The sequence below is a fragment of the Parvularcula sp. IMCC14364 genome, assembly GCF_030758415.1.
Taxonomy (GTDB): Bacteria; Pseudomonadota; Alphaproteobacteria; order Caulobacterales; family Parvularculaceae; genus Aquisalinus.
The window spans coordinates 198072-224648 of the sequence record NZ_CP132334.1; the positions used below are offsets into that span (position 1 = coordinate 198072).

29 protein-coding genes are annotated in these 26577 nt (G+C 52.6%); 27 read left to right on the top strand and 2 right to left on the bottom strand.

Annotated elements, in window-relative coordinates; genetic code table 11:
• Window positions 1–87: 87 nt before the first annotated feature.
• The 26 genes from RAL90_RS00925 (at window position 88) to RAL90_RS01050 (ending at window position 22209) form a co-directional block, all read left to right on the top strand.
• A complete protein-coding gene (locus RAL90_RS00925) occupies window positions 88–1359 on the top strand; it encodes a glycosyltransferase family 4 protein (RefSeq protein WP_306252658.1) in 1272 nt (423 codons plus the stop codon).
• Complete coding sequence (locus RAL90_RS00930; protein ID WP_306252659.1) at window positions 1356–2312, top strand: glycosyltransferase family 2 protein; 957 nt, start codon at window positions 1356–1358, stop codon at window positions 2310–2312. Before RAL90_RS00925 ends, RAL90_RS00930 begins: the two co-directional genes overlap by 4 nt.
• 68 nt (window positions 2313–2380) lie before the next feature.
• Window positions 2381–3196 (top strand): hypothetical protein, encoded by an 816-nt coding sequence (locus tag RAL90_RS00935; RefSeq protein ID WP_306252660.1) that lies wholly within the window; start codon window positions 2381–2383, stop codon window positions 3194–3196.
• Window positions 3196–3693 (top strand): Wzz/FepE/Etk N-terminal domain-containing protein, encoded by a 498-nt coding sequence (locus RAL90_RS00940; protein WP_306252661.1) that lies wholly within the window; start codon window positions 3196–3198, stop codon window positions 3691–3693. Before RAL90_RS00935 ends, RAL90_RS00940 begins: the two co-directional genes overlap by 1 nt.
• Window positions 3694–3756: 63 nt before the next feature.
• Window positions 3757–4581 (top strand): hypothetical protein, encoded by an 825-nt coding sequence (locus RAL90_RS00945; RefSeq protein ID WP_306252662.1) that lies wholly within the window; start codon window positions 3757–3759, stop codon window positions 4579–4581.
• Entirely contained in the window at window positions 4578–5519 is a 942-nt protein-coding gene (locus RAL90_RS00950; protein ID WP_306252663.1) for a CpsD/CapB family tyrosine-protein kinase, read from the top strand. The genes RAL90_RS00945 and RAL90_RS00950 overlap by 4 nt, the downstream gene beginning before the upstream one ends.
• Before the next feature lie 3 nt (window positions 5520–5522).
• Window positions 5523–5792 (top strand): hypothetical protein, encoded by a 270-nt coding sequence (locus tag RAL90_RS00955; protein WP_306252664.1) that lies wholly within the window; start codon window positions 5523–5525, stop codon window positions 5790–5792.
• Window positions 5793–5804: 12 nt separating this feature from the next.
• Window positions 5805–6440 carry an exosortase/archaeosortase family protein gene (locus RAL90_RS00960; protein ID WP_306254067.1) on the top strand — a complete coding sequence of 212 codons (636 nt, stop codon included), beginning with the start codon at window positions 5805–5807 and terminating at the stop codon, window positions 6438–6440.
• Window positions 6437–7114 (top strand): exosortase C-terminal domain/associated protein EpsI, encoded by a 678-nt coding sequence (locus RAL90_RS00965; RefSeq protein WP_306252665.1) that lies wholly within the window; start codon window positions 6437–6439, stop codon window positions 7112–7114. Before RAL90_RS00960 ends, RAL90_RS00965 begins: the two co-directional genes overlap by 4 nt.
• Window positions 7111–8118 (top strand): glycosyltransferase family 2 protein, encoded by a 1008-nt coding sequence (locus tag RAL90_RS00970; RefSeq protein WP_306252666.1) that lies wholly within the window; start codon window positions 7111–7113, stop codon window positions 8116–8118. Before RAL90_RS00965 ends, RAL90_RS00970 begins: the two co-directional genes overlap by 4 nt.
• Complete coding sequence (locus RAL90_RS00975; protein WP_306252667.1) at window positions 8111–9199, top strand: right-handed parallel beta-helix repeat-containing protein; 1089 nt, start codon at window positions 8111–8113, stop codon at window positions 9197–9199. Before RAL90_RS00970 ends, RAL90_RS00975 begins: the two co-directional genes overlap by 8 nt.
• An 87-nt stretch (window positions 9200–9286) precedes the next feature.
• The gene (locus tag RAL90_RS00980) at window positions 9287–10825 is read left to right on the top strand and encodes a mechanosensitive ion channel family protein (protein ID WP_306252668.1); all 1539 of its coding nucleotides are present in this window, start codon (window positions 9287–9289) and stop codon (window positions 10823–10825) included.
• 30 nt (window positions 10826–10855) lie between these two features.
• A complete protein-coding gene (locus RAL90_RS00985) occupies window positions 10856–11374 on the top strand; it encodes a hypothetical protein (protein ID WP_306252669.1) in 519 nt (172 codons plus the stop codon).
• Between the two features lie 110 nt (window positions 11375–11484).
• Complete coding sequence (locus RAL90_RS00990) at window positions 11485–12822, top strand: dicarboxylate/amino acid:cation symporter (RefSeq protein ID WP_306252670.1); 1338 nt, start codon at window positions 11485–11487, stop codon at window positions 12820–12822.
• A gap of 3 nt (window positions 12823–12825) precedes the next feature.
• A complete protein-coding gene (locus RAL90_RS00995; RefSeq protein WP_306252671.1) occupies window positions 12826–13320 on the top strand; it encodes an asparaginase domain-containing protein in 495 nt (164 codons plus the stop codon).
• A 287-nt stretch (window positions 13321–13607) separates the two neighbouring features.
• Window positions 13608–14987: a TadE/TadG family type IV pilus assembly protein gene (locus tag RAL90_RS01000; protein WP_306252672.1), complete on the top strand. Its 1380-nt coding sequence runs from the start codon at window positions 13608–13610 to the stop codon at window positions 14985–14987.
• 84 nt (window positions 14988–15071) lie between these two features.
• Window positions 15072–15620, top strand: a complete 549-nt coding sequence (locus tag RAL90_RS01005) for a TadE/TadG family type IV pilus assembly protein (RefSeq protein WP_306252673.1) — start codon at window positions 15072–15074, stop codon at window positions 15618–15620.
• Window positions 15621–15632: 12 nt separating this feature from the next.
• On the top strand, window positions 15633–16238 hold the full coding sequence (locus tag RAL90_RS01010) for a TadE/TadG family type IV pilus assembly protein (protein ID WP_306252674.1): 606 nt from the start codon (window positions 15633–15635) through the stop codon (window positions 16236–16238).
• Window positions 16239–16308: 70 nt separating this feature from the next.
• Window positions 16309–16920, top strand: a complete 612-nt coding sequence (locus RAL90_RS01015) for a TadE/TadG family type IV pilus assembly protein (protein ID WP_306252675.1) — start codon at window positions 16309–16311, stop codon at window positions 16918–16920.
• Window positions 16910–17509, top strand: a complete 600-nt coding sequence (locus RAL90_RS01020; RefSeq protein ID WP_306252676.1) for a TadE/TadG family type IV pilus assembly protein — start codon at window positions 16910–16912, stop codon at window positions 17507–17509. The genes RAL90_RS01015 and RAL90_RS01020 overlap by 11 nt, the downstream gene beginning before the upstream one ends.
• Before the next feature lie 233 nt (window positions 17510–17742).
• Window positions 17743–19242: a signal recognition particle protein gene (gene ffh / locus RAL90_RS01025; RefSeq protein ID WP_306252677.1), complete on the top strand. Its 1500-nt coding sequence runs from the start codon at window positions 17743–17745 to the stop codon at window positions 19240–19242.
• Window positions 19243–19285: 43 nt separating this feature from the next.
• Complete coding sequence (gene rpsP / locus RAL90_RS16230) at window positions 19286–19723, top strand: 30S ribosomal protein S16 (RefSeq protein WP_372340394.1); 438 nt, start codon at window positions 19286–19288, stop codon at window positions 19721–19723.
• Window positions 19724–19807: 84 nt separating this feature from the next.
• A complete protein-coding gene (rimM, locus tag RAL90_RS01035) occupies window positions 19808–20353 on the top strand; it encodes a ribosome maturation factor RimM (RefSeq protein WP_306252678.1) in 546 nt (181 codons plus the stop codon).
• Window positions 20350–21072, top strand: coding sequence for a tRNA (guanosine(37)-N1)-methyltransferase TrmD (gene trmD / locus RAL90_RS01040; protein ID WP_306252679.1), 723 nt, complete (start codon window positions 20350–20352; stop codon window positions 21070–21072). Before rimM ends, trmD begins: the two co-directional genes overlap by 4 nt.
• Window positions 21069–21443, top strand: a complete 375-nt coding sequence (gene rplS / locus RAL90_RS01045; protein WP_306252680.1) for a 50S ribosomal protein L19 — start codon at window positions 21069–21071, stop codon at window positions 21441–21443. The genes trmD and rplS overlap by 4 nt, the downstream gene beginning before the upstream one ends.
• 160 nt (window positions 21444–21603) lie before the next feature.
• Complete coding sequence (locus RAL90_RS01050; protein ID WP_306252681.1) at window positions 21604–22209, top strand: SRPBCC family protein; 606 nt, start codon at window positions 21604–21606, stop codon at window positions 22207–22209.
• On the opposite strand, the gene RAL90_RS01055 is transcribed toward RAL90_RS01050, so the two are convergent.
• Window positions 22203–23369, bottom strand: coding sequence for an alkaline phosphatase D family protein (locus RAL90_RS01055; protein ID WP_306252682.1), 1167 nt, complete (start codon window positions 23367–23369; stop codon window positions 22203–22205). The two genes, RAL90_RS01050 and RAL90_RS01055, sit on opposite strands and share 7 nt — an antisense overlap.
• Window positions 23370–23456: 87 nt before the next feature.
• A complete protein-coding gene (locus RAL90_RS01060; RefSeq protein WP_306252683.1) occupies window positions 23457–24878 on the bottom strand; it encodes a M28 family peptidase in 1422 nt (473 codons plus the stop codon).
• A 147-nt stretch (window positions 24879–25025) separates the two neighbouring features.
• On the opposite strand from RAL90_RS01060, the gene RAL90_RS01065 reads away from it, so the two are divergent.
• The gene (locus tag RAL90_RS01065) at window positions 25026–26510 is read left to right on the top strand and encodes a peptidoglycan-binding protein (RefSeq protein ID WP_306252684.1); all 1485 of its coding nucleotides are present in this window, start codon (window positions 25026–25028) and stop codon (window positions 26508–26510) included.
• Window positions 26511–26577: the final 67 nt, after the last annotated feature.

Sequence of the window (26577 nt, forward strand, 5' to 3'; positions counted from 1 at the left end):
GAGTGGTCAGATTTTTACTCTATCTATTCACGTTAAAGAAACCATGTTGCCCTAACGTCCTTAACAGGAGTTAGTCTGGTCAATATCATGAAATCACTTCGTGTGAAACCTGAGGGTAATGCAGTTATACCCTCTGCGCGCATCACTTCGGTTGCTACAAGATCTGGCAAGCCGCATATTGTCATCATTGTAGAGAATATGCCAGTGCCAGCAGACAGGCGCGTATGGCAGCAGGCTACAGCTTTGGTTGATAACGGCTGGCGGGTTTCAGTGATATGTCCAAAATCGGCTGCCCACCCACAAAGCCGGGAAGTGCTTGAGGGTGTTGAGATACATCGCCACAGTCTGCCTTGTGAAGCAAATGGGATAATGGGCTACATCGCAGAATACTCGGCAGCGCTGATGATGGAAACTCTGGCGTTGCTGCGTATTGGTCTTGGCAAAATCGATATTGTTCAAATCTGCAATCCACCCGACTTCCTGTTCGTCCCGGCATTGATGGCAAAATGGGCGGGAGGCGCGAAGATCATCTTTGATCATCATGATCTGACCCCGGAACTTCTGGCTGAAAAAACCGGAAAGGATAACGGTGCCTTGATGCAGTTTGCGCGATGGTCGGAGAAACAGACATTCCGTGTAGCCAGTAAGATAATATCGACGAATACAACTTTCGCCAAACTGGCAAAAAACAGGGGTGGAAAATCTGATCAGGACGTAAATGTTGTTTACTCAGCACCCGATATGAACCGTATGCCGCGCGTTCAAACCAACTCTGCTCTCAAAAAAGGCAAGGACAAGCTGATTTTATGGATTGGTATGATTGGCTCTCAGGATGGAGTTGATCTTTTGTTGGAAGCAATCCGGATTTTGAAATTCGATATGAAGTATAGTGATTTCCATGTGCTGATTGCAGGAGACGGGCCTGAGCGCGAAAAACTCATTCAATATGCGCACGAAACAGACATCGCGGCGCATATCTCTTTTCCCGGTTTTTTATCAGGTCATGCTTTTTTCGAAGCATTGAGCACAGCAGATATCGGTGTCGGTTCTGATCCGAAGAATGATTTCAATGACAGATTGGCGATGAACAAGGTCATGGAATACATGGCATACGGCTTGCCGATTGCCATGTTTGATCTTGCGGAATGTCGCAAGATTGCAGGAGATGCTGCGCTTGTTGCGCAGGGGAATGATCCGGTGTCGTTGGCGGGCAAACTGAAAACCCTGCTTGATGATGAGCCGCTGCGTTTGCGTCTGGGGCAGGCTGGCTATAACCGTCTGACAGAATATTACGCATGGGAGAAGCAAAAGGAAATTTATCTGAGGACTTGTCTTCAGGTGCTGGAGGCCGCTGCATGAAAAAAGTCAGCATCATCGTGCCGCACTATAACCAGCCAGCGCTTTTGCTGAAGTGTCTTCATGCGTTGGAGTCGCAGGATTATCCAGGTCCTGTACAGATTATCATTTCAGATAATGCAACGCCTGGCGGTATCGAAGATATTCGAAATTCATTTCCAGATGTACATTTCATCAATGCGCCCCAAAAAGGGGCCGCTTGCGCCCGCAACGCTGCGCTTGCCATTGCCGAAGGGGACATTGTTGCCTTCACAGACAGTGATTGTCAGCCAGCTCGTGACTGGATAAGCGCCGGTGTTGAGGGGCTGGAGATCACAGGCGCAGACCTTGTCGGGGGGGCTGTTGACGTTACGGTCGAAAAACCTTCTGCGCCAACCAGTGTTGAAGTGTTCGAGAAAGTTTTCGGTTTTCGCCAGAAGCTTTATATCGAGAAGAAACACTTCTCTGTCACAGCAAATCTCTTTGCCCATGGGGATGCAGTCCGGGAAACAGGTTTGTTTACAAATGGTTTATCGGAAGATGTGGACTGGTGCCATCGTGCCCGGTCGCTAGGGTTTCGTTTATCATTTTATCGTAAATGCGTTGTTAGCCATCCGGCGCGACAGGCGTGGCGTGATCTGAAAATAAAATGGTCACGGCTTATCCTTGAGCAACGGACAGGGTGCCAACAGGCCTGGGGGGGCGGTATTGCCGGGCTTATGCGTTGGTATCTGCTGGCGATGCTGATTGCAGTTTCAGCGCTGCCCCATGCAGCCCTGCTAATCTGTAATCCTGCGGCTGGAACGCTGCAGTCAAGGCTTGGGGCTACAGGAGTGTTGTTCCGTATAAGAATTTGGCGATGCGTCACCATGCTGAAGCTTGGGTTGACGAAAGAGTTGCAGATGAAACCAGATGATCCCTTGCCGGGCATCAGGTTCGATGGGTCGTCGGTGAAAGGTGAGTTGTGTAATGAATAAAAGAACAACCAAAAACAGGCTTGCAGTTGCCATTATGGTGATTTCAATCTGCCTGCCTGCCTGCCACCGTGTCACTGTCCGGGGCGCTGGCACGGGACACTAAGGTCATCTCCGGTGAAACGCAGGTTGTGGCCAACATCGCCGGTCGCGAAGTGACGATTAATGAACTGCGTACCGAGATGCAACGTCTCGGTTTGAGCCCCGTCGAGCCGGGGGCGGAGCGTCGGGCGTTCGAGAGTTTAAGAGATCGTATTTTGCTTGTCAGGGATGCCGAAGCAAACAGGATTGACCGTCGCCCAGAAGCCCTGTGGCGCATTGAAGCGGCAAAAGAGCAAGCACTGGTAGATGTATATCTGAACATCATTTCCCAACCGCCGGAGCCATCACAGGCTGAGGTGCGGGATTACATCCTGCAGAACCCGACACTTTTTGCCAGAGCCAAAAATTATACTTTTCAGGTTCTGGAACTGCCGACGGCTGAATTCAACGCCGACATGATGACTCCTCTATTCGATGAGAAGGCGAATTTCGCGGTATTCAGGGAGAATCTTGAACAAGCGGGAATTACATATATGTTATCTGAATCCGTAAGACAGGCAGCCAGTTTTCCTGAACCTGTTCGCATTCAACTGGATGCGTATGATGTACACGATAATATCGTCATTCAGGGTGATGTGCGCACTTCTGTGATGAAAATCACAAAAATTATTCCAAATGGTCTTTCTACTGCTGAAAGCCTGCCATTGGCGCGCGCATTATTGAAGCAGTCAGATTCACAAAAAAGAATAAAGAGCAGGCTGGAACAGCTGCGCAAGGATACGCCGATTGCGGTGTACCATTCTTCGGTTAAGTCAGAAGAGCATGTCACGGGAGAGAGCAAGTAGTGAGTCTGCTGGCACTCATAAGGGTTTTGCGTGCACGCGCCGTCATTATTTTTTGGGCGGTGCTGGTGGCCTGCGTCGCGGCGTGGCTCGTTTCACGGCTGGTGCCACAGACTTATACATCCAGCGCAACTGTGCAGGCTGACTCTATACAGGAAAACCTCCTGACAGGGATGGTCGAGCCGCGCTTGCGAGTGTCTGAATTTCTTGGCCAGCAAGCTGCCATCATCTCAAGCCGGACTGTGGCGCTACAGGTGATCGAGGTGCTTGAGGCTGAAAACTATGTTTCTCGTGCGCAATATGAACAGGACTGGCGTGCCGCAACAGGTGGAGAAATCGTGCCGGGCAGCGATGCCCGATTATGGTTTGCTGACCGTCTCGCCAAGCGATTGTCCGTCAAGGCAAATGTAGATCATAGTACACTGATCATCAGTTATACATCCGAGAACCCGTCACGCGCGTCGCGCTATGCCAATGCATTTGCGGACGCTTATATGTAGACTGTACTCCAGCAGCGTCAGCGCCGTGCTGCGCATAATGAAGCAAACTTCTCGCAGGAAACATTGGCGCTGGAACAACAGGTTCAGACAGCCCGTGATGACCTGACAAAGTTTCAGCAAGATAGCGGCATTGTCACAATCGGGACGGAGCAGCTGGAGTCCGCTGAGGTGGAGCTGTCAACACTAACTGGCAGGTTGGCAGAAGCACGGGCGGATTACGCTGAAGCACGCTCTCTCTATGAGCAGGTGCGCCGCCTGGAATCTGACCAGCTTGGTACCATTCCGCTCCCGGATTATAATTTGCCTGGCCGTACGGCACAGGCGCGTCTTGCGGCGCTCAATACCCAGCTTGAGCGGCTCTATCAGCGCTATGGCGAACGTAATCCTGATTATAAGGAAACATTTGCCGAACTTCAGAACCAGCAGGACATTATCTATAATTCTGTTCGGGATCGTGCCGAGTTTACGCGGCGAAAAGTCGAGAGCCTTGCGACGGAAGTTGAAAGTCAAAAAAAGCGTGTCGTCAGTTTGCAGACGACAAAACAGCGCTTCGATACACTGGAAAAAAATCTTGAAACAAACAGGCAGGCCTATGACTTGCTGGCAACCCGCACCTTGCAGGAGGGGTTGCAGTCCAGATTTGACGCTATTGATGTATTGATGCTGTCGCGCGCCGTGCCCGCGGGTGAGCCATTGCTATCGATCAAGCGCCTTATCCTGATTGGTGGCAGCATTCTTGGGCTTGGCATGGGTATGATGGCTGCTGTTCTCATTGAGTTACTGGAAGCCAGGCTACGCTCCCGTCAGGGTCTGCTGTTTGCATCGAAATCAGTCATGCTGGCAGAAATCTGTGTGCCAAATACAGTCAAGGGGCGGTATTACGCATGACCTCTGCCACAAGCGAAAATACCAGGGCACTTGCATCAGATATGCAGCATGAAGATGTGTCAGACAGCAAAGTGGCGCCAGAAGAGTCAGGTGATGCGCAGCGCATTCCGTTGCGTTCACAGGCGCTGGGTGACACGCTGGTCAGAATGGGCTGCCTTAAGGCGCAGGATATTCCAGCGGTGTTGCGCCATTCAGCGCGTACAGGCAAAAAATTTGGCATGTCAGCATTGGCGCTGGGACTCGTCAGCAAAAGAGATATTACCGCTGCCCTCAGTATTCAGCAGGGGCTCTTTCATGGTGATGGGGATCGTATAAGAGTACCGCCGGCGCTGGTAACATTACATAGACCGCATACAGAAGAAGCAGAACAATTTCGTCGCCTTCGCACACGTTTGCTGACGCGAAGTGATGGTACGGCTCTGCGTATGCTATGCGTCTCAGGGGCTGGCGCGCAGACCACGAGCTCTTTTGTTGCCGTAAATCTGGCAGTCTCTATCGCCCAGCTGGGTCGCAAGGTACTGTTGGTTGATACTAATCTGCGACTTTCACATCTCAACCAGTTGCTCGGTCTCAGGCAGCATGTTGGTCTCACGGAAGTGGTAAACGGTGACAGTGATATTGCTGAGGCATTCGCGCCAGCACTAGTGCGCAACTTTACCTATCTGCCAGCTGGCCGACCAGCATTTAACCCGCAGGAAGTGTTGTGCAGTGAAGCATTCGCCAGAATTATCCTGCAGCAGACTGAGAGGTTTGATTCTGTCATCCTCAATACAGGTGATGGGCTGGATACCGCAGATGCACAGCTTGTCTGGGCCCTGGCAAAATCGGTGCTCCTTGTTGCCCGCCGGGATAAAACAAGAATGCCGGATATCAGAGATGCAACATCCCTGGTCGCAGAGAGCCGGGCACATCTTGTTGGCACTGTAATGACGAAGTGAGCTATGGAAATGCTTCGTCTACGGTACAGCTTACATAAAATGACACGTAGCCAGGTGGCCCTCAGCGGCGTGGTTGGTGCATGGTGCATTCTTTACACGCCACTTTACATGGAATTGGCGGCGACTGCATGGACGCGCCCGGAGAACAGCCATGCGCCCCTGCTTCTTTGTTTCTGCATTGGGGCAATTGCGGTGCGGCTGTATAACCTGCCGAAAAATATCCCGGGAGAAATCCATCAGTCTGTTCCTGAAGAAGAAATTTATGCAGGGTAAGTACTATTCCTGATCGGCCTTACAAGCTATACGCTTGGCCGGTTAGAGGATGTAGAGCTTTTAGCGACAGCGTCGCAACTCCCGATAGCTCTGGGTGTCGTCCTCTTTATGGGGGGACAATGCCTGCTGAGACAAATCTGGTTGCCTCTGGCATTGCTGGTTTATCTTGTTGTGTGGCCTGGATGGTTATTAAATGGCTTAACGTCTCCACTGAAGATGTGGATTTCAGAGCAGGCTGCCGTTTTGTTGTCCTGGGCGGGGTTGCCGGTCGCACAGGCTGGAGTGACGCTGGCGATCGGCCCTTACACACTTCTTGTGGCCGATGCCTGTGCAGGTCTCAACGCGCTCTTTGCCCTTACATCTCTTGGGGCAATTTATCTTTATATCAGCAAGCCTGAGTCTGCACGACACGCCTTATTGCTCTTTGTAAGTACCATACCTATTGCGATCCTTGCAAATTTTATGCGTGTCGTAATCCTAATCTTGATTACATGGACCAATGGCTACGATGCCGGGCAAAGCTATCTGCACGACTTTGCCGGTTTTTTCACATTTGCGATTGCTCTGGGTGCATTGTTCTGTATCGATGCCTTGCTTTTCCGGTCCTTTAACCCGCGAGCAAGCGTTCCGAAACAGGTGATGGCATGATGGCCCTTTCAGGGACAGGGCTGCTTTTCCGGTTGACGGTTCTGCTGGGCGCAAGCGTTTTTGCCAGTCTCTCGGTGTTTGTGTTCAAGGCTGAACCACAACCGGCTGTGATTGTGCCTGACTTATCTGGCATGATTCCGGAAAGATTTGGACCTTGGGAGCAGGTTGACCTGGCAGCCTTTGTAAAGCCATTGGAAGAAGTTGCTGAACCTGGTGTTGCCACCTTGTACAGAGTTTATCAGCATGGAAATGGACAGACAGTATCTCTTGTACTGGCATATGGTGCAGCAAGAGGCGATGCAGTAAGACTGCATCAGCCTGAGGTTTGTTATCGGGCGCAAGGCTATGCTGTCGAGCCTGAGCGCACCTGGACAAAAAATGTGACCGCATGGCCTGTCGGTCGCCTTTTGGCTGACAACGGCGTGCGGCAGGAGGCAATCACATACTGGCTGAGGGTGGGAGACCGGGTTGTTACAGATCAGGCAGGTCAGCAACTGGCAAATATGCGCGCAGGTCTTGGTCGGTCTGCGGATAGTTTATTGGTAAGAATATCAACGAGTGGCCTGCCATCGCAGGCAAGTTTTGATGTACATAATCAGTTTATTGAAGATCTGCTGCAAGAACTTTCGCCTGAAACAGTTAAATTACTGACAGGCAAGGAGGATGGAGAATGATAACAGGCAGTTTGGCAAAACCAGGCATCGTTATTGTAAACTATAACAGCCTGGACTATGTGGTTGAGGCAATCGCCAGTGTGCAATCCGCCAAGCAGCTTGCCGGTAAAACGCGCATAATTGTGGTAGACAATGCGTCCACGACTCATACTTTCGAAAACCTTCATGCGGCTGTGCAGAAAAGTGTCGATGGGTCGGTTGCAACTGCCAATCAGGCTGGTCCAAGGGTCTGTTTCACTTCAGGTTGTTCAAAGACGTCGGAAATTGCGATTATCAAGGCGCAGCGAAATGACGGGTTTGCGTCTGGCTGCAACATCGGGTTGCGCTACCTGTATGAGACAGAGGTAGATTTTTTTCTGCTGTTAAATCCTGATACTGTGATTGATGAAAATGCCTTGCAGGCATTTGCCGTAAAATTATCCGGTGATACCAGCTATGGCTTAGTTGGGGCTACACTGATGAATACGCAGGGTAAGTCAGTCTCACAGGCTTGTAGTGGCGCAAAGTTGCATGGTTGGTCTTTACTGGGCAAAAATCTCGGTGCAGGACTTTCAAAAGAAGCACTGCCTTCAGAGGGTGAAGTCGAGCAATCATTGTCTTATCCGGTTGGCGCTGCCATTGCATTTCGGCGGGACTGGCTGGAGCATGTGGGCTTCATGGATGAGCGTTACTTTCTCTACTATGAAGAAGCCGACTGGTGCCGGGCCGGCGCTGACAGATACAGGCCGGGCTGGGCAAAAAATGCTGTTGTCTATCATCACCATGGAGCGACAGCAGGCAGTAATCTCGCTGCTCAAAAACGCAGCGCGCTTGCGGATTATCACATGATACGATCCAGAATGCTCTTTGCCCTGAAATGGTATCGGTTCAATTTACCTGTGATCCTGATATTGACCTTGATTCAGTCGGGCAGACGGTTCCTGCGTGGCCAGAAGGAGCAGGCGCGGGCGGTGCTGCAGGCAGGGGTGCCGGGTGCTGCCAGAAAATATATACCGCATGCGTGATACATTCATCTCCATAAGCGCCGTGGGTTTTGTGCTGGTCGTGATGGTCGGGTTGATCTTTACCGGCCTGATGACTGGGGCACCGGCAAAAACATCACAGGCATCTGCGCCAGGTATTGTCGGTGCAGATGCGGAAGTGCGGCACCCAGGCTCTGTTGTGCAACTGATTGAAAAAGCAAACGCCGGTAGCGTGGTAAAGTTACCGCAAGGTCAGCATGGCTCTTTGAAGCTGAATGGTCTGCACTTTGATGAGCCTGTAATCGTTGACGGCTCATCGGGGTCGGTTTTCTCCAGAATTATTTTACGAGACGTGCGTAACCTGCATTTTCGCAATGTCACAATAGAAGCCGGGACGACCACAGATCACATCGGTGATTTTGCTGTAACAATGATGCGCAGTCACGGTGTTCGCGTAGAATCAAGTCACGTCAGCTGGAGTGATGACCGAAACTGGGCCAATGATGGCAGCGGCATGACCGCACGCCTGTCGAGTGATGTCCTGATTGCAGATACTGTTTTTCATAATAACTTTACCGGCCTGGTCATCAGGGATGCTGATAACATCACCATTCAAGGCAATATATTCAGAGATTTACGCCGCGACGGCATCAATGTGTCAGGCACTGTCAATATCGTCATTGATCAGAATATGTGTACGGATTTTCACCCTGTCCGCCCGCAGGATCATCCGGACTGCATCCAGTTCTGGAATGATACGGCAGTGCGAAGTAATGAAAATATTCGCATCACGGGCAACCGAATTCTTCGGGGGGAAGGTGGCGTCTCGCAAGGCATCTTCCTGGCCGGTCAAAAGCCGGGCTTGCCTCACAGGAATATCCTTATCGAGAATAATCATATCCATCAGGCCATGGGGCAGGGCATTTTTATCCGTAAAGCCGATAATGCAATTATTCGCGGTAACATTGTACGTGCAGCTCCTCCTGTGGAACATACGCCGGTTATTACGGTGCGCTCGCCTGTTTCTGATATTCTCATAGAGGGGAACCGTGCTGCCAGAATAGACGTGGCATCGGATGTCCTGGAAGGCGCCGTGACATTGCGGGACAATGCTCATCCCTGAACGGTAAGAACAACTGCCCCAAAGACACATGAAATTGCCTTCCCTGTCGGCACACATTATGACGGCTGAACCGGAGGACAGTTTCAGATGCAGTCAAGTGACGGAAGTGAAAGCGCAGGCCAGGCAGAAGTCTCAACTGAGGCGTCAACGCAAACGGCGGCAGGCCAGCCAGTGCAGGAATTATCACCTGAAGTAATCGCCATGGAAGGCAACCTCCAGCCAGTATATGAAACGCTGGAGCCACTGCTTGGGGCAGAGCAGGCCGAGAGCATAACCAGAATTCTCTCGCAGGCGCTGGTCTGGGGACGTGACTCGCTACTCACCTGGAATATGCTCCTGCAACTGGGGCTGCTCATGGGGGCAATGATCCCGGCGATTATGTTCGGGCCGCGCCTCAAGCAATTCATTATCAATCAGGTGACACAACGGGTGCCTTACGGCATATTGAAACGCGCAGCGCGAGCGCTTGCGACCATTGCGACACCCATTGCCCTGTTCATCACCATTTCCATTTTTATTGCGGCTCTGGGCGCGATGGGACAAAGCACCGGCGTGATGGAGGCCGGGCGCAGCCTTCTGTCAGCCTGGATACTTGTGCGATTGGTCACGTTGATCATTCAGTCCCCGTTCTGGTCGAAAGTTGCCTTCTATACAATCTGGCCAATCATGGCACTCGATGCCTTTGGCGTGCTGGATAACGTGCTGTTCCAGCTGGAGCAGATGTCGGTCACGCTGTCACCGGGAGATGCCGAGCAGGGTATTCCCGCCGCCAAGATCACGCTTCTGGATGTATTCCGGGCAGCAATCATATTTGGCCTGTTTTTCTGGCTCGCCAATGTGCTGAGTAATTTCATTACCAGCCGGATTGAGAAGGTTGACGAACTGAACCCGTCGCTCAAAGCGATGTTCTCGAAAATTCTCGATCTGGTACTGCCTATTGTGGCGCTGTTGCTGGCGCTTCAGTTTGTCGGCTTCAATCTTGCCAGCCTTGCGATTTTTGGCGGTGCCGTTGGCTTGGGTATCGGTCTGGGCCTTCAGCGCCTGATTTCCAATTTTGCCGCCGGGATAACGCTATTGGCGGATAAATCCATCAAGCCCGGTGATGTGATTGAAGTGGAGGACACCTTTGGCTGGATTACGGCCATGAACACCCGATATGTGGCTGTGCGCACACGTGACGGTACCGAGCATCTGGTGCCCAATGACACCTTCATGAATGAGGGGGTCATCAACTGGTCCCATCAGGACAAGGTGGTCCGCATCCATGCGCCCTTCGGCATTACTTATGGTCATCGCGATGTGCGACAGGTTCAGAAGGCGGTCGAGGATCTGGCTGTGACGGTTGACCGCGTACTGGAGAAGCCCCGCCCGCGCTGTAATCTTGTTGAGTTCGGCGACAGTTCCGTCAACTTTGACCTTCGTTTCTGGATAAACGACCCCCGCAACGGGATCACAAATGTGCGTTCGGATGTGATGATGGCTATCTGGGACTGGCTGCATGAACAGGAAATCGAAATTCCCTTTCCGCAACGTGATTTGCATATCCGGTCCAGCAGCATTAGCCTGCCCGCGGAAATGCCTGCAACGGGCGTGAGGTTGGGAACACCTGAAGAACCCGGGAGTTGATCTTCCGGTTTAGGTTGAAAGGAAAAGTCGATGAAACGATTTACGAAAGCTGTACTGGCAGGCCTGTGCGTGTCTCTGCTTGCTGCCTGCGTTACAGAAACACCTTACGCCCCGCGTGGTGAAAACAGTGGCTATGGCTACTCGGAGCAAAGCATTGAAAGCAACCGCTACCGCGTTACTTTCAGGGGCAATTCGACGACGTCACGCGAAACCGTTGAAAACTATTTGCTTTTCCGGTCTGCTGAACTGACCCTTCAAAAGGGCTACGACTATTTCGTCGTGGTTGAGGACGATACCGAGAAAACCACACGTTATTCCGGCAGCACATTTCCAGGGCCGGCTTTTTATGGTCGTGGTCGGCCATTTCCCTATTATGGTTATGGATATTCCTGGGGTGGGTTTTACGACGTGGATATCCGCGAGAGTAACCGCTACACGGCGATCGCCTATATCCTGATGTATAAGGGGCCAAAGCCGCGTCAGGCCAATGCCTACACAGCGCAGGAAGTAGTGGACAATCTTCGCGGCTTCGTCGTGCGCCCTCAATAGCGCCGGGTAAATCCGGACCATATATAAGACCATATAAATTGTTGCCCCCGGAGGCGGCCCCGGTATGCTGCATGGCATAACGTATAACGGGCAATCAGAGGGTGGCTGGCATGGCTGAATTAGGCGCATATGGTTTTTGGGGCATAACGGCTGCCGTATTCCTGTTGTTATTTATACTGGGGCGCGGCGACCGCTTCCCGCTCTGGATCAGGGTCTTTGTCGGCCTCTTCATTGGCGGTGCTGTTGGGTACATCTTTTCCGAACAGACCGGCGCCATTCAGGCAATCAAGTTTTTCGGCGATGCGTTTGTAAAGCTGATCCGCATGTTGATCGTGCCGTTAATCTTCACGACGATTACAGCCGGCATGATTGCCATGGGAGATCCAAAAAGACTTGGCTCCCTCGGTGTGCGCACGATTTTTCTGTATATGTGTACGACCCTCTTTGCGGTTGTTATTGGTCTGGTTTTTGGCACGATCTTCCAGCCGGGCATCGGCGTGGATTATGTAAGCGCTTCGCAGGATGCTGCAGCGACCATCAATAGCCGACTGGACGCAGCAGCAGGGCTCAGTATTGCTGATCGGTTGCTGGCCGTCATCCCGGCCAACCCGGTTCAGGCGATGGCGACGGCAGACGTTTTGCCGATCATCTTTTTCTCAATTCTGTTTGGTGTTGGCATCCTGTCTGCCGGGGAGCGGGGACAGCGTGTTGGCGAAGTCATGGAAAGTGCCGCTGACAGCATCATCAAAATGACTGGCTTCGTGATGGCGCTGGCACCTTACGGTGTTTATGCTCTCATGGCCTGGGTGCTCGGCACACAAGGGCTTGGTGTGCTGGTCAATCTCGGCAAGCTGGCCATAGCGCTGTATCTCGCAGCAGCCGTTCATATCCTGCTTGTTTATGGCGGGATTATACGCATTGTTCTGGGGCTGCCCTTCATACGGTTCCTGCGCGGTATTCTGGACGCGATGGCTACAGCCTACTCAACCGCCTCATCGTCGGCGACGTTGCCTGTCACGATCTCCAACGTGAATCGCAATCTTGGTGTGGATAAATCTGTCGCTGGCTCAGTGCTGCCGCTCGGCGCAACGATCAATATGGATGGCACGTCCATTTACCTTGGTCTTGTGGCCCTGTTTGCGGCGCAGGCGCTCGGCATTGAGCTGACATTGATGCAATATGTCGGCATAGCTGTGACGGCGGTGGTCGTGTCCATCGGCGCAGCAGGTATTCCGTCAGCCTCCCTGTTTCTGGCTTTCACGGTCCTGTCAGTTTTTGGCGTGACAGAAGAGCAGGCCGTCCTCATCATCGCCTTCATCTTCCCGTTTGACCGTCTGCTTGATATGATGCGAACCCTGACCAATGTGACGGGTGATGCCGCGGTGGCTACTGCTGTTGGTAAATGGGAAGGTGCTCTTGATGAAGATATTTTCCGCGGCAAGGTCTGAGCCATGGCGCGGGACGTTCGCATCCTGATTACGGGGGGCACGCTCGATAAGATCCATGACCCTTTTTCAGAGTCACTGGCTTTTTCGAGAGACGGCGCCACGCAGATACCGGAAATTCTCCATTACAGCCGGTGCCATTTCCCCGCCGTCCAGCAGTTGATGCAGATTGACAGTCTGGACATGACGGAAGACCATCGGGAGCAGATTGTTTCTGCCATCAAGACGGCAAAAGAAAAATCCATTGTCATCACGCACGGCACCAGCACCATGGGCGAGACGGCACGGTTTATCGCAGCGTCTGAAATAGCCAAAACGATTGTACTGACTGGTGCGATGCGGCCGTTTTCCCTCGGTTTCTCTGATGGGCCTTTCAATATGGGCGGGGCCATTGTGGCATCTCAGACCCTCAAAAAAGGCGTTTATGGCGTGATGAATGGTCGGATAATTGAAGCGCAGGACCTCAATAAAAATACTGAACTGGGCCGCTTTGACGCCTGAGATGAAATACGGGCCATAAGAATATATTCGATAAATCAGCTTAAAGATATTTTTCAATATACAGAATCTTAAGCAAGATTCCTGATCAGCCTTAATGCTGAAGCCATAAAGATCGTTGATAATTATGGGCCTTGGCTGAATAGCTAACAGATATTTACCATGATTATTAAACATGTCTGCCGACAGGTTCTCTTTTGGTAATCAGTGCATTAACCATTTATCCAAACAGGTTGTTAATTCAGGCAAGGTAACTTGGGACGTGTGCCCCGAGAAAGTAGAGTAGTGCCATGCCAAATAAATATATGAAAAAAGGCCTCCGGCGGTTCCTGAAAGAAACAGGTGGCAACGTCGCCATGATGACGGCCCTTGTTGCTGGCCCCCTGACGCTGACGCTGGGCGGGGCAGTTGATCTCATGCGATTTGCGGCTGCGAAAGCCGAATTGCGCGGTGCGGTGGATGCCGGCCTCCTGGCCGCAGCACATCTTGATAATGATACGAATGTAGAGACGGAAATTCAGCGCTATTTGCAAAGCAACCTGGACCACAGGTTCATGGACTACCGGAATGTGAACGTAACCGTCACAGAAGAGCGTCGCTTGAATGGCAAGTTCGTAGACATCAATGCGGACATCACCATCGATACATTCTTCCTCGGCATGATGGGCAAGGACTCAGTTACGGTATCTGTGACGTCCTCAGGTGAGCAGACATATACAGCTGTAGAAGTTGCGCTGGTCGTTGATATTTCATCCTCGATGAACGGTTCACGTCTGGTCAATCTTCGCACAGCGATGGATACATTCATCGAGACGGTGCTTAAGGAGGAAGTCGCAGACATCACGTCCATCAGCATTATACCATTTGGCGGCCACGTGAATGTGGGCGATGACTACAAGCATTTTGCCAATCTGGATAACGAGGATGACAATGACGATACGGACCATTCGGACGGCCACAAATATAATGGCTGTTTCGAGCTGTTGCCGGAAGATTACAGTGACAATACCTTCGAGCTGCATGATGGCGAGTGGCGAGATATCACACCGCATTTCTGGAAATATGTGAATTTCAATCCATGGTGCCCGTCAGGTAATAACGAGGCAATTTTCCTCTCCAACAACCCGGATGAACTGAAAGATCTGGTCGAAGCCTTTACGCTGTCTGATGGCACAGGCATGGACATTGGTGCTGCCTGGGGCCTGAAGGCGCTTTCGCCTAAAATGCGCGGTGTTCTGAAGGGCGACTTCGAGGATGTGCGCCCGACAGATTATAACAGCGATACAATCAAGGCACTGGTGATGATGACCGATGGCGGCATCACCCCACAGTTTCGTCCGACACAATCCGGCTGTATCCGGGCACGTGACAATAACCTTGCTCATAATGACCATAAGGAGTGTCAGGAGTTTCTGTTCGAAGACGAGACGTATCGTCACACAAAGAGTGTTGCTGTCGACTATTTCGAGGACGTTTGTGCAGAAGCTGTTGAGAATAACATTCTTGTTTTCACTATCGGCTTTGAAATCAGTGCAGGCAGTAATCAGGACATATATCTGCGTGGATGCCCACAGAACGAGTCCCAGTATTACTTTGTCGAGAGTACAGATATTGAAGCGGCGTTTTCTTCCATTGCCGCCAGTATCAATGGCATTCGTCTGACGATGTAAGGCAAGAATCCCGTGTTCAATCGAAAACATCAATCCAGACCGGTCACATCCTGGCGTCGATTTTTACGACGGCAGGATGGCTCCATGTCTGTTGAATTTGCTATTATTGGCCCACTATTCTTTGGTCTGATATTTTCAGCTTTTGAATCCGGATATATGTATGTCAAAATCGCCGTGGTCGAACTGGCCATGGATGAGGTTGTGCGTCAGATTTATACAGGCAACGCCCAAACTGACGGGTTATCCCGCAATGACCTGATCGAGTTATTCTGTGATGAAGTCGACCATATCATGGAGTGTGACACCAGTAACGTCACTATTCAGCAGCAAACCTTCTCTGGTTATGGCGGCAATACCATCAACGCAGCCGTGTGCCGCAATACAGAAGATACACTGGATGATGATGATCTACCCGCCTATGCCTTGACTGGCAGTGGGCAGATTGTTTTTTTTCGTTTCTGCATCACAACAGATGTTCTGGTACCCAGCCTGAAAAAACTTACATTCAGCGGTGCGAATTTTGCGCTCCAGCTACCTGAAACTGCAGATGGCAGATATGCCATTACAGCCTCTGCAATTTTCCGCAACGAACCATATACCGGCATTGCTGGCGGTGGTGGTGCAGGAAGCTGAGGATAATCAAGCATGTTTGGATTAAGTCGCAAATTAAAAAAGTTCAGTAAGGACACAGATGCCGCCATCGCAATGGAATTTGCACTGGTTGCGCCACTATTTGTGCTGATGTGCCTTGGGTCTGCTGGTATGATCGATAATTTCCGTGCCAAGAAACGTGCGCAACAGGCTGTTGATGCCGTTGCCGATCTGATGGCGCGTGCCATGGTCATGAATGATAATGAGCGCCAGAACCTGTATGATGCAGCACGCCTGACAATGGGGCAATACGGACTGGATGAGGGATCAGAAAGAATTCGTCTGCTTCTCGCTGCATGGGAATATGATGAAGATGACCATGAATGGACGCTCGTCTGGACCCGTGGGTGCCATAGCGGCACGCCGTGGACGGCGGGTGAGACCAGGGCTGGTGGCTATCTGCCGGTGGTGAATGACGGCGGCATGATCGTGCAGGCGAGAGTTCATTTCAGTTACCGAAATCCGTTTTACTTCTTTTCCGGCATAAATGCGGTTTTCGTTCACTGGTCAGCAAGGCGACCAAGATACACTGACAGAATAGAATATGTCACCGAGCCAGGGGACAGTACGGAAGAAGAATGGAATTGTGCGTATAACTAGAGTCGCCATGGGGAAGTTTGGTGGTGATAGGTAAAGGAAATAGGCGAGGACGCGTCTGTTTGGGGACAAGGTGATCAGTAACGGGAAATCAGGCAACAGAACGAGCAGGATCAGCCGACGTTTTCTGAATAAGGAAAACGGCACGGCGACGCTTGAGTTTGCCATGCTTGCGCCAATATTTTTTGGGCTGCTGTTTTCGATTTTCGAAGCAGGTATGTATTTTTATTCTGTATCGGTTGTGGAAGAAGCTGTTAGCCGCGCGTCGCGTGTTGTGATGACAGGGCAGGCGCTGCAGGCGGCAGATGAAGACAACCCGAGTTGTACGTCCGAGAAAGACTGCTTCTATGAGAGGATCTGTGATGTGGTCAGCGTATTTGGCGGTTGCCAGTCGCGCCTGTCGATAGATGTCACCAGATTCAACTCCTGGGATGATCTCAACAATGATCTTTCGGACGCTTCGTGCGTTAACAGTACCGGCTATAATTACAATAACCATGCATTCGAGCGTGGGGAGCAGCGGGATATAGTTCGTGTACGGGTATGTTATCTCATGAATATGGTGAATCCGGCGCTGGGTTTGAATCTTGCCAAGACGGAAGATGGCCAGCGGGCACTCATCACGACACATGTATTCAGAAACGAGCCTTTCGGCACATCCGGGAGTGAAGAAAATGAACGCTGAGCTTCATAAGATTTTCAACCGGTTTGCCGGGCAACAGGACGGTATTGCTGCGGTAGAGTTCGCCATGATCCTGCCCATGGTCGCCATGCTGTTTTTCGGCATTGTCGAATTTTCTGACGCGATGGCTGCCAACCGTAAGGCGGAACATGCGACAACCATGCTGGTCGATCTGGTATCCCAGGAAGAGTTCCTGACCGAGGATGAAATTGATGGTATTTATACGGCTGTTGACCATGTCCTCGGGCCATATGGCATTCAGGAGCCACAAATGTGGGTGGCCAGTGTGACGATTGATGAAGATGACAAGCCAATCATCGACTGGAGCCTTGACCAGGATCTGGCGGAACCATTCGCCCGTGGGTCGGAATTTTCAGCTTTATCCGAAAGCGAGCTTGACCTCACCGGGCACGATGCCCTGATAACTGAGGGCGCATCTTTGATCGTCGCCAAGATCGAGTTTGGCTACACATCATCCCTGACAAAATTCCACGTGGACTCGTTCACCTTGAGCAATCACGACACACGCTGGCCGCGCCGTGGCACCCAGATCGTCTATTGTGATGCATCTGATAATTGTTCAAACGAGTAAAGCGCGCAGCTTCAGCCTGATTTCACTTGACTTTTCAGGCTTCAGGCTTCTATTTCCCGCCTTTATAACGAAAAACGCGTAAAGTTTTTCCCGTCTGCCGGCACGCCCCCTTCTTGTTTACTATATGAAGGACGGGGCCGGGGATCACCCGCCATCGGTGTAGCACACTCATGGCGGTTATTGTGCTGTGGTTTTGGCATAAAGCCCGAGGCAGATGGCAAAAAGGAGAAGCGATGTTTGATAATTTGAGCGAACGACTTGGCGGCGTCTTTGAAAAGCTGCGCGGCAAGGGTGCCCTGACGGAGGCTGATGTTTCAGAGGCTCTGCGCGAAGTGCGCATTGCCCTGCTTGAGGCTGATGTTGCTTTGCCTGTTGCCCGGGAGTTCATCGGCAAGGTCAAGGAACGCGCCATTGGCGCGGAAGTCCTGCGCTCCGTCACCCCCGGACAGCAGGTCGTCAAGATTGTGCACGACGCCCTGATTGACATGCTCGGCGGCAAGGATGTGGAAAACACGCTCAATCTGGCTGTTACGCCGCCAGCCGCCATACTGATGGTGGGCTTGCAGGGCTCTGGTAAAACAACATCGACCGCCAAAATTGCGCTGCGTCTGCAAAAGAAAGAACGCAAGAAAGTCCTGATGGCGTCCCTCGATACCCGTCGTCCGGCCGCGCAGGAGCAGTTGAAAATTCTGGGTGAACAGGCAGAGGTCAAAACCCTCCCAATCATCGCCGGGCAGTCTCCGGTAGATATAGCCAGACGGGCGATGGAAGCAGGGCGCCTTGGCGGCTATGATGTGGTCATGCTCGACACGGCGGGTCGTCTGTCCATTGATGAACAACTGATGGCGGAAGTGGCTGAAATCCACACTATTGCCAGCCCGGCGGAAACGCTTCTTGTGGTTGACTCGCTCACAGGTCAGGATGCGGTGCAAACGGCGGAGAAATTCAAAGCCCGTGTGCCGGTCTCCGGTGTTGTCATGACACGGATTGACGGTGATGGCCGCGGCGGTGCTGCGCTGTCCATGCGGGCAGTGACCGGCGCACCTATCAAACTTATCGGTATTGGTGAAAAACTGGATGCGCTGGATACGTTTGATCCTGAACGTATGGCTGGCCGCATCTTGGGCATGGGTGATATCGTTGCCCTTGTTGAGAAAGCCTCTGATGAAGTTGACGAGGAAAAAGCCAGAAAAATGCAGAAGAAGCTCGCCAAAGGCAGCTTTGATCTGGATGATCTGGCCGATCAGTTCAAGCAGATGCGCAATATGGGTGGCCTTGGGGCCATCATGGGCCTGATGCCCGGTATGGGCAAAATGAAGAAGGCCGTCGATGCTGCCGGTGGTTTTGACAACAAGGAAATACTGCATCAAGAGGCAATCATCAGCTCCATGACGAAAAAGGAGCGCAAGAATCCCAAATTGATGAATGCATCGCGCAAGCGCCGCGTTGCCTCAGGGGCTGGCGTCAGTGTTCAGGAGGTCAACAAATTGCTCAAAGCCTATCAGGGTATGGCAACCATGATGAAAAAGATGGGCAAAAAGGGTGGCAAGAAAGGTCTTGCTTCCATGATGGGCGCGATGGGTGGCGGGATGCCTCCCGGCGGCATGGGGGGAGGTATGCCCCCCGGCCTTGGCGGCGGAGGTCTGCCGGGTCTTGGCAGTGGGCAACTGCCACCAGATCTCGATCCGTCAAAGCTGGGCTTGCCCGGTCTTGGTGCTCCGAAGAAGAAATAATTGACAGTTTACAGACAAAAATCATGAAGAAGGAAAAACAATCATGGCATTGAAAATCAGACTGGCCCGTGGGGGCTCAAAGAAACGTCCGTACTATCACGTTGTGGTGGCAGATGTGCGCGCGCCGCGTGATGGTCGCTTTATTGAGAAAGTGGGGGCCTATAACCCTCTTCTGGCAAAAGACGACGAGCAGCGTTTCACAATCAAGGAAGAGCGCGTGAAGCATTGGCTTTCAAAAGGTGCCAAGCCGACAGATCGTGTTGCACGCTTCCTCGCCAATGGTGGCCTAGTGGAATGGCAGGCTGGCAACAACCCCAACAAGGCGAAGCCAGGCAAGAAAGCCCAGGAGCGGATTGCTGAAAAAGAAGCGGCAGAAGAAGCAAAGCGCGAAGCTGAGGCAGCTGCCAAAGCAGAAGCAGAAGCAGAAGCTGCCGCCGCTGAACCTGCAGAAGATGCAGCAGCCGAAGAGAAAGCTGAATAGTCAGCTTTCAGCGCGTATTTTCTCAGTGCAGAAGCGCCTCTCCCTCCTTTTGGGGAAGAGGTGCCCTGCAGAGGCGGAGGGGCCATGAGCAAACGTATCTGCCTTGGTGCCATTGCCGGTGCTCACGGTGTGCGTGGTGAATTCAAGGTCAAGTCGTTTACGGCGAGGCCGGAAGATATTGCCGTATACGGACCGCTTGAATCTGAAAAGGGCGACCGTCATTTCACACTTGCGCTGGTGCGCCCGGCCAAGCCAACCCTGTTCGTTGCGCGTGCGCCTGAAATCAAGACGCGCGAAGAAGCGGAAGACCTGAAGGGCACAAAACTTTTTGTCTCACGCGATATGTTGCCGCCACCGGATGAAGATGAGTTTTATTACGAGGATCTTGTTGGATTATCGGTGCAGACGGTTGAGGGCAAACCATACGGCAAAGTAAAGGCTGTGCTGAACCACGGCGCCGGCGATATTCTGGAAATATCGCAAATACCTGACATTAAAGGCACGGGATTGATCCCGTTCACCAGGCAAGATGTGCCGACGATAGATTTTGCGTCAGGCGTTGTCGTGGTCGTCGCTCCTTTGCTTGATATGGATGAGCCGGAAGATGCCCCGCCAGAGAGTAAAACATGACCTGGCAAGCGACAATTCTGACGATTTTCCCCGATGCGTTTCCGGGCATCCTCGACATTTCTGTCATTGGACGCGCCCGCGCCGAAGGCTTGTGGTCGCTCGAGACGGTAGATATCCGCCAGTTTGGATCGGGCAAACACAAGGATGTGGATGATACACCCGCGGGTGGTGGCGCAGGGATGGTGATGCGGGCAGATGTCCTGGCAACGGCTATCGACAGCGTTGACATGGTATCGCGGCCTCTCATCTATCTCTCGCCGCGGGGCAAACCGTTAACCCAGTCCCGGGTGCGGGATCTGGCAACAGGACCAGGCTTGGTTCTGCTCGCGGGGCGTTTTGAAGGCATTGATGAGCGTGTGCTGCAACAGAGAAATATTGAAGAAGTGAGCCTGGGAGATTTCGTGCTCGCTGGCGGAGAAGTTGCGGCGATGGCGCTCACGGAGGCTTGCGTGCGGCTCATTCCCGGTGTATTAGGCGCGGCTCAATCGCCAGAGGAAGAAAGTTTCGAAGGCGGTTTGCTGGAATATCCCCAGTACACCAGACCGAGGGAGTTCGAGGGAAAAAAAATCCCCGAAATACTTCTGTCAGGAGACCACGGAAAAATAGCCGACTGGCGTCGGCAACAGGCATTGGAAATAACACGCGCGCGACGACCCGATCTGCTGAAAGACGAAGCGGGGTCCAATCCGGCAGAAAACACAAAGGAAGAAGACCAGTGAATATCATTGAAGAGCTCGAACAGGAGCACATGGCAGAACTTGGCAAGGAAGTCCCGGAATTCAACGCCGGTGACACGTTGCGCGTCAGCGTGAAAGTGCGTGAAGGCGAACGTGAGCGTGTGCAGGCCTTTGAAGGCGTCTGTATTGCGCGCTCCGGCCGGGGATTGAACGAGACATTTACCGTGCGCAAAATCTCCTTCGGTGAAGGTGTCGAGCGTGTTTTCCCGATTTTCTCACCGCTGGTAGATAAAGTCGATGTGGTCCGCCGTGGCCGCGTGCGTCGTGCGAAACTTTACTATCTGCGTGGTCGAACAGGCCGGGCCGCACGGATCACTGAAAAGCAGGATTTCAAGAAGAAAAAAGCCGACTGAAGCTGAGGCAGGCATTTTCAGCAGCCGTTCTATTGAAAAAAAGGTGGTCCATGGCCACCTTTTTTATTGCGTCATGAGTTGTTGAAATACCTCAAATGAGGCAATTGCCTATCAAACCTTTTCGCGGGATACTGCATCTTGAGGGGAAGAGGAAAGAAGAATGAAACTGCTGCAAAAGATCATGACGGGTTTCGCGGCCTTCATGGTGATTATTTATATCGCCGGGTTCTTTCTCGATGATGAGGTGTCACTCACGCGCAATATCCTGATTGAAGCGCCCCGCGAGCAGGTCTTCGAGCTTGTTGCCGATTTCAATAACTGGAACGCGTGGTCACCGTGGAATGCGTTCGACCCTGATGCGATTTACGATGTCACCGGCATGGATCGCGGGCAACGCATGGTCTGGGCGTCAGATCACCCTGCGATAGGTGAGGGTGCGCAGACAGTGGTTTTCTATGAGCCGCCGAGAATGATCGAAACCCGGCTTGATCTTGGTGGTTGGGGCGACGGCTACGGCGCTTTTGTCCTTATTGAGAATGAAAAAACAGACAGCACACGGATCTACTGGCAATATAATGGTGAGATGCGGCGCGGCAAGCCTTTCCTGCTAAAGCCAGTACACACATATTACGGCCTGTTCATGGATGAAATGCTGGCACCAACTTATGAACGCGGGCTCCAGCAGTTGAAAGAGCTGGCAGAGAGACAGGACCTCTCTGCTGCCATGGCAGATGCAGAGCTGGAAGAAGCGTTGCCGCCTCAATAGGCGGGCCTTAGCTCCGTTAGCGGAATAATCTGCTCTCTTACCGTCTCACCGGTTTTACTGGTCAGGCGCAAGGAAACAACTTCCTGCTCCCAGTCTATATCCACGATCCCGAAATTTTCATCATAGAACATTTCGCCAATGCGATGCGGTCCGGCTTCCTGTCTGAAGTCGGGACTGGTCACATCCAGCCAGGCGCTTAACGGGGCATTTAGCGAAGAAGACGTTACTTCGTAGAGTGGATATGTTGTGACGAGGTTGCGCCGGTATATGCCCCCTGCATGGCGGTCGCCAGAAACAAAGATCACATTTTCTGCTCCGGTAGCCGTAATCGTCGCATAAAGTTTTTCGCGCTCTTTGGGTAATGTGCGCCAGGCCTCCCAGCCATGTCCGTCAGCAATTACCTGAATGGAAGAGGCAATGATGCGCAGGTCTGCCGGTTTGCGCAGCTCCTGCGTCAGCCATAGCCATTGTTCGTTCCCAAGCATTGTCTTGGTAACATCAGTATCCGGTAGATAACGCTCTTTGCCCGGCGCATTGCGCTCATTGGTCTCTTTCAGGTCTGAGCGAAAGAAGCGCGTATCCAGCATCAGGATCTGAACCCGCTTGCCGTCTTCGCTGCCAATCATTCGGGAGTCGTAAATGCCGGGGCGTGCCCTGACAGGGCTGTTTTCAGGCACCGCCCAGACATCCTCGAAAAGAGCTTCTGCATCTTCCCGATACTGAAAACTGGCACCATTATCGTTCAAGCCAAAATCATGATCGTCCCACGTCACCAGCAACGGCGTCTCCTGGCGAAAAGCTGCAAAGGGCTTGCTTTCGGCAAGTTTCGCATAGGCTTCGTGCAATTCTGGCAGGCCTGGCTCACCGGAATAATTGTCTCCATACACATTATCCCCGATAAACAGGAAAACATCAGGCTCGGAGCGGGCGACAGAATTCCAGATGGACTGGTCGTCTTCCTGCTTCAGGCAGGAGCCGAAGGCGATGCGGGTGATGGTCTGGGTTGTGTCCAGCATGGCTGAAGGCATGGGGGTGACGCGGGCTGTTGCGGGGCCTTTGATACCTTCTTCAGATGCGGGCGTTGTTGGCGCTGGCGTGGAAGTACAGGCCGCAATCGCGAATACTGAGCCAGCCGCGATTACTTTAGAAAAACGCATCATTTCATTATCCCTCGGCAGTTTACGGGACCAGTCATAGGCGGGTGACGTGACAGTTTGGTGTCAGGCCCGCCTTTTATCCTGCTCGCGTTACTCGGTGGCGCGCGCGTCTTCCGTTTCTTCAGCGCGAAAGTTGCCTTCCATATTGGCAGCCATCCAGACGAATGCCGCATAGGCAGCAACATTTTGTGCAATATCGTCAGGGTCGATCTTGTCGAGTGTATCGTCGGGTGTGTGATGAAGGTCGAAATAATCCCAGCCATTTTGCTTCAGGGTGACAACCGGCACGCCGCGTTGGCGGATCGGGCCCATGTCTGGTCCGCCAGAGGCCATGTTCCCGCCCGGGCTGATGCCCAGCGGGGAGAGAACTTTCAGCATTTCAGCCGCGCGGTCCAGCTTGTCTTCGCCGAAACGTGTTTCAAACCGCCAGATCTGGCCAGCGCCAAAATCTGACTCCGCCCCCACAATGTGCCGGTCAAGGTCATCAGCATATTGTGCAGCATAGGCGCGGGCACCATAAAGGCCCACTTCTTCGGCACCGAACATGACAACCCGGATTGTGCGTTCCGGCCGACGGCCTGTCTCACGGATATGGTCGATAATCATCTTGCCCGCTCCAACAGTAATGCCAACGCCCGCGCCATCATCAACGGCGCCTGTGCCAAGGTCCCAACTGTCCAGATGTCCGCCAATGACAACAATCTCGTCACTTTTGCCGGGGATTTCTGCCACAACATTGCCCGAAGGGCGCATACCGGGGGATTGCACATCAATCGCCAGCCAGACGGTTACCTGGTCGGTGCGCTCAAGGGCGCGTTGCAACTGGTCAGCATCAGGGGCCGAAAGTGCGGCGATTGGCACCTTGGGTACATCAGTGTCGTACCGCATCTGTCCGGTATGCGGGAACCTGCGCTGGCTGGTGCCCACAGACCGGATAAGGGCCGCCGCAGCGCCGCGTTTCCCCGCCTCATTGGCCGCCCCAGAGCGTTTCTGCACCGCAACACCATAGCCAGAGCCGTCCTGTGTGCGGGTCATGTATTCGTCAACAAAGACAATTTTGCCTTCCAAACCGGTCATGGGGGCATCGCGCAGGGCCTGCAATGTTTCAAACCGAACGATCTCAGCTTCAACACCTTCATCTGGCGTTGCTACACTACCGCCAAGCGCCGTTATTCTCAGCTTCTGTGGATAAGGGGCGACAATTTCTGCATCTTCAAAGCTGCGCTCCCAATAGGGGATTTCGAATGGTTCAATGCGAACATTCTTGAACCCCAGCTCCTTGAATTTGGCGCCGCCCCATTCCCGGGCACGCTCTTCTGCTTCCGAGCCAGCCAGCCGCGGACCAATCTCTGTCGTCAGGCTTTCGACAACTTCATAACCGATTGTGCTATCGAGACTTTTCTCAATCAGGTCAGCAGCCTCGTTCTCAATGCGAGGCTTGATATAGTCTTGCGCCAGAGAAGGTTGGGCGATCAGGCCCAAAAAAACTGCAGATATGGCGAAACGGCGCATGAAAATCTCCCTGAACAGTGAATGAGGCCCTCTTAACAGGCCCAAAAGCAACACGCAAAGACAAGAATGCGTGTGAGGTCGGTAAATCTATTAACCCCCCTGCAACCTTCTGTTAAGGTGACATTAACCAGTGGGGAATTTGTGAAGATGGCCAAATTTTACAAGATTGATGATATCAACCAGGTTGATCTGAGTGCATTGATCAAGATGCTGCCCGGCGCGCCGATGTGGAACCCGTTTTCCACGCAAGCGCGTTACATCGCTGCCATATTGCGTTCTTACGACACGCTGAAACGGTATGAAATCAATACGCCATTGCGGATCGCCCATTTTCTCGGTCAGGGCCTGATCGAAACAGGTTTTCTGCGCTATGCCGAGGAAAACCTGAATTACAGCGCCCGGGGACTACGCGCGACATTCCCGAGCCGCGTCACGGAAGAAGAGGCGCAGCGCCTTGCCCGAAACCCGGAAGCCATCGCGAACCATGTTTATGCGCGTGAGAGCCTTGGCAATACATCGCCCGGCGATGGCTGGAAATATCGTGGCCGTGGCTTCTTTCAGCTGACCGGCAAGGACAATTATCGTCGCTACGGCGAAATTGCCGGAATTGATCTGGTCAGCAACCCGGATATCATCAGCAAGGATCTGAAAATTTCGGTGCAGGTCGCCGCTGCCTATTTCGCGCACGTTAATCTTGGTCAATATGCAGACCAGAACAACGCCAGAGCTGTCTCGCGCGGTGTCAATCTCGGCAACCCTAATTCAAGTCGCCATGCACATGGAGAGGAAGACCGGGTCGCCTGGACACAGCGGGTCTTGAGCCTGTTTGAAAGTCCGGATGAAATTCTGAAAGACTCTGTCGTCGAAGGTGAGAGCCTGCCGGCTGATCCGCCGCCAGGTCTGGCACCGGGCGCGGTCGGGTCTGAAGTGAAGGATATTCAGGAAAAGCTGGTCCAGCTTGGATATCCAGCAGGAACGCCCGACGGTGTTTTTGGGCGCAAGACGTCGCAGGCGCTGATTCTGTTTCAGCATGACTTTGGTCTGGAGCAGACTGGCGTAGCGGACGATGCAACGGTTGATGCGTTGAATGAGGCTGTTGCGGACGACACGCGCGGCAATGTCGATATTTATCGTGATGCACAACGTGACCGGGAAGTGCGACGTGAAGTTGGGGCCAATGATAATATGGGCGCCGGTGGGGCCATCGCCGGGGCGGGCGGTGCCGCAGGTGTTGCCAATGAGACTGGGGCTCTTGATGAAATTATCGAGCAGGGGACCGAGATTTACAACGATATTACTGGCCGGGTGGAAGATGCAGCCGAAGACCAGGAGGCCGGGACGCAAGACCCTGATAGCAACCAGGTTGATGAGCCACCTGTTGAAGAAATGCCAGAAGACACCCAGCCAGACGAGCCACCTCTTGAAACACCCGTAGAACCGGATGAGACCGACGTGACAACCACAGGCACAGAGGTTCCCGCACCAATGCCTCAACAGGAGACGGTTGAGGGGGCAAAAGACTGGACGATGATTGCCATTTTCGCGATCGTCATTCTGATCGGTTTATATATTATTTTCCGTGCACGGCGTCGACGTCAAATGGCAGAGGATATTTACCGTAACGATTTCTAGGCTTTTTTGTCAGTATGGATTCAGGGTAAAGTACTGGTCCGTTCAATGAAGTCGTTAATGCAGATCC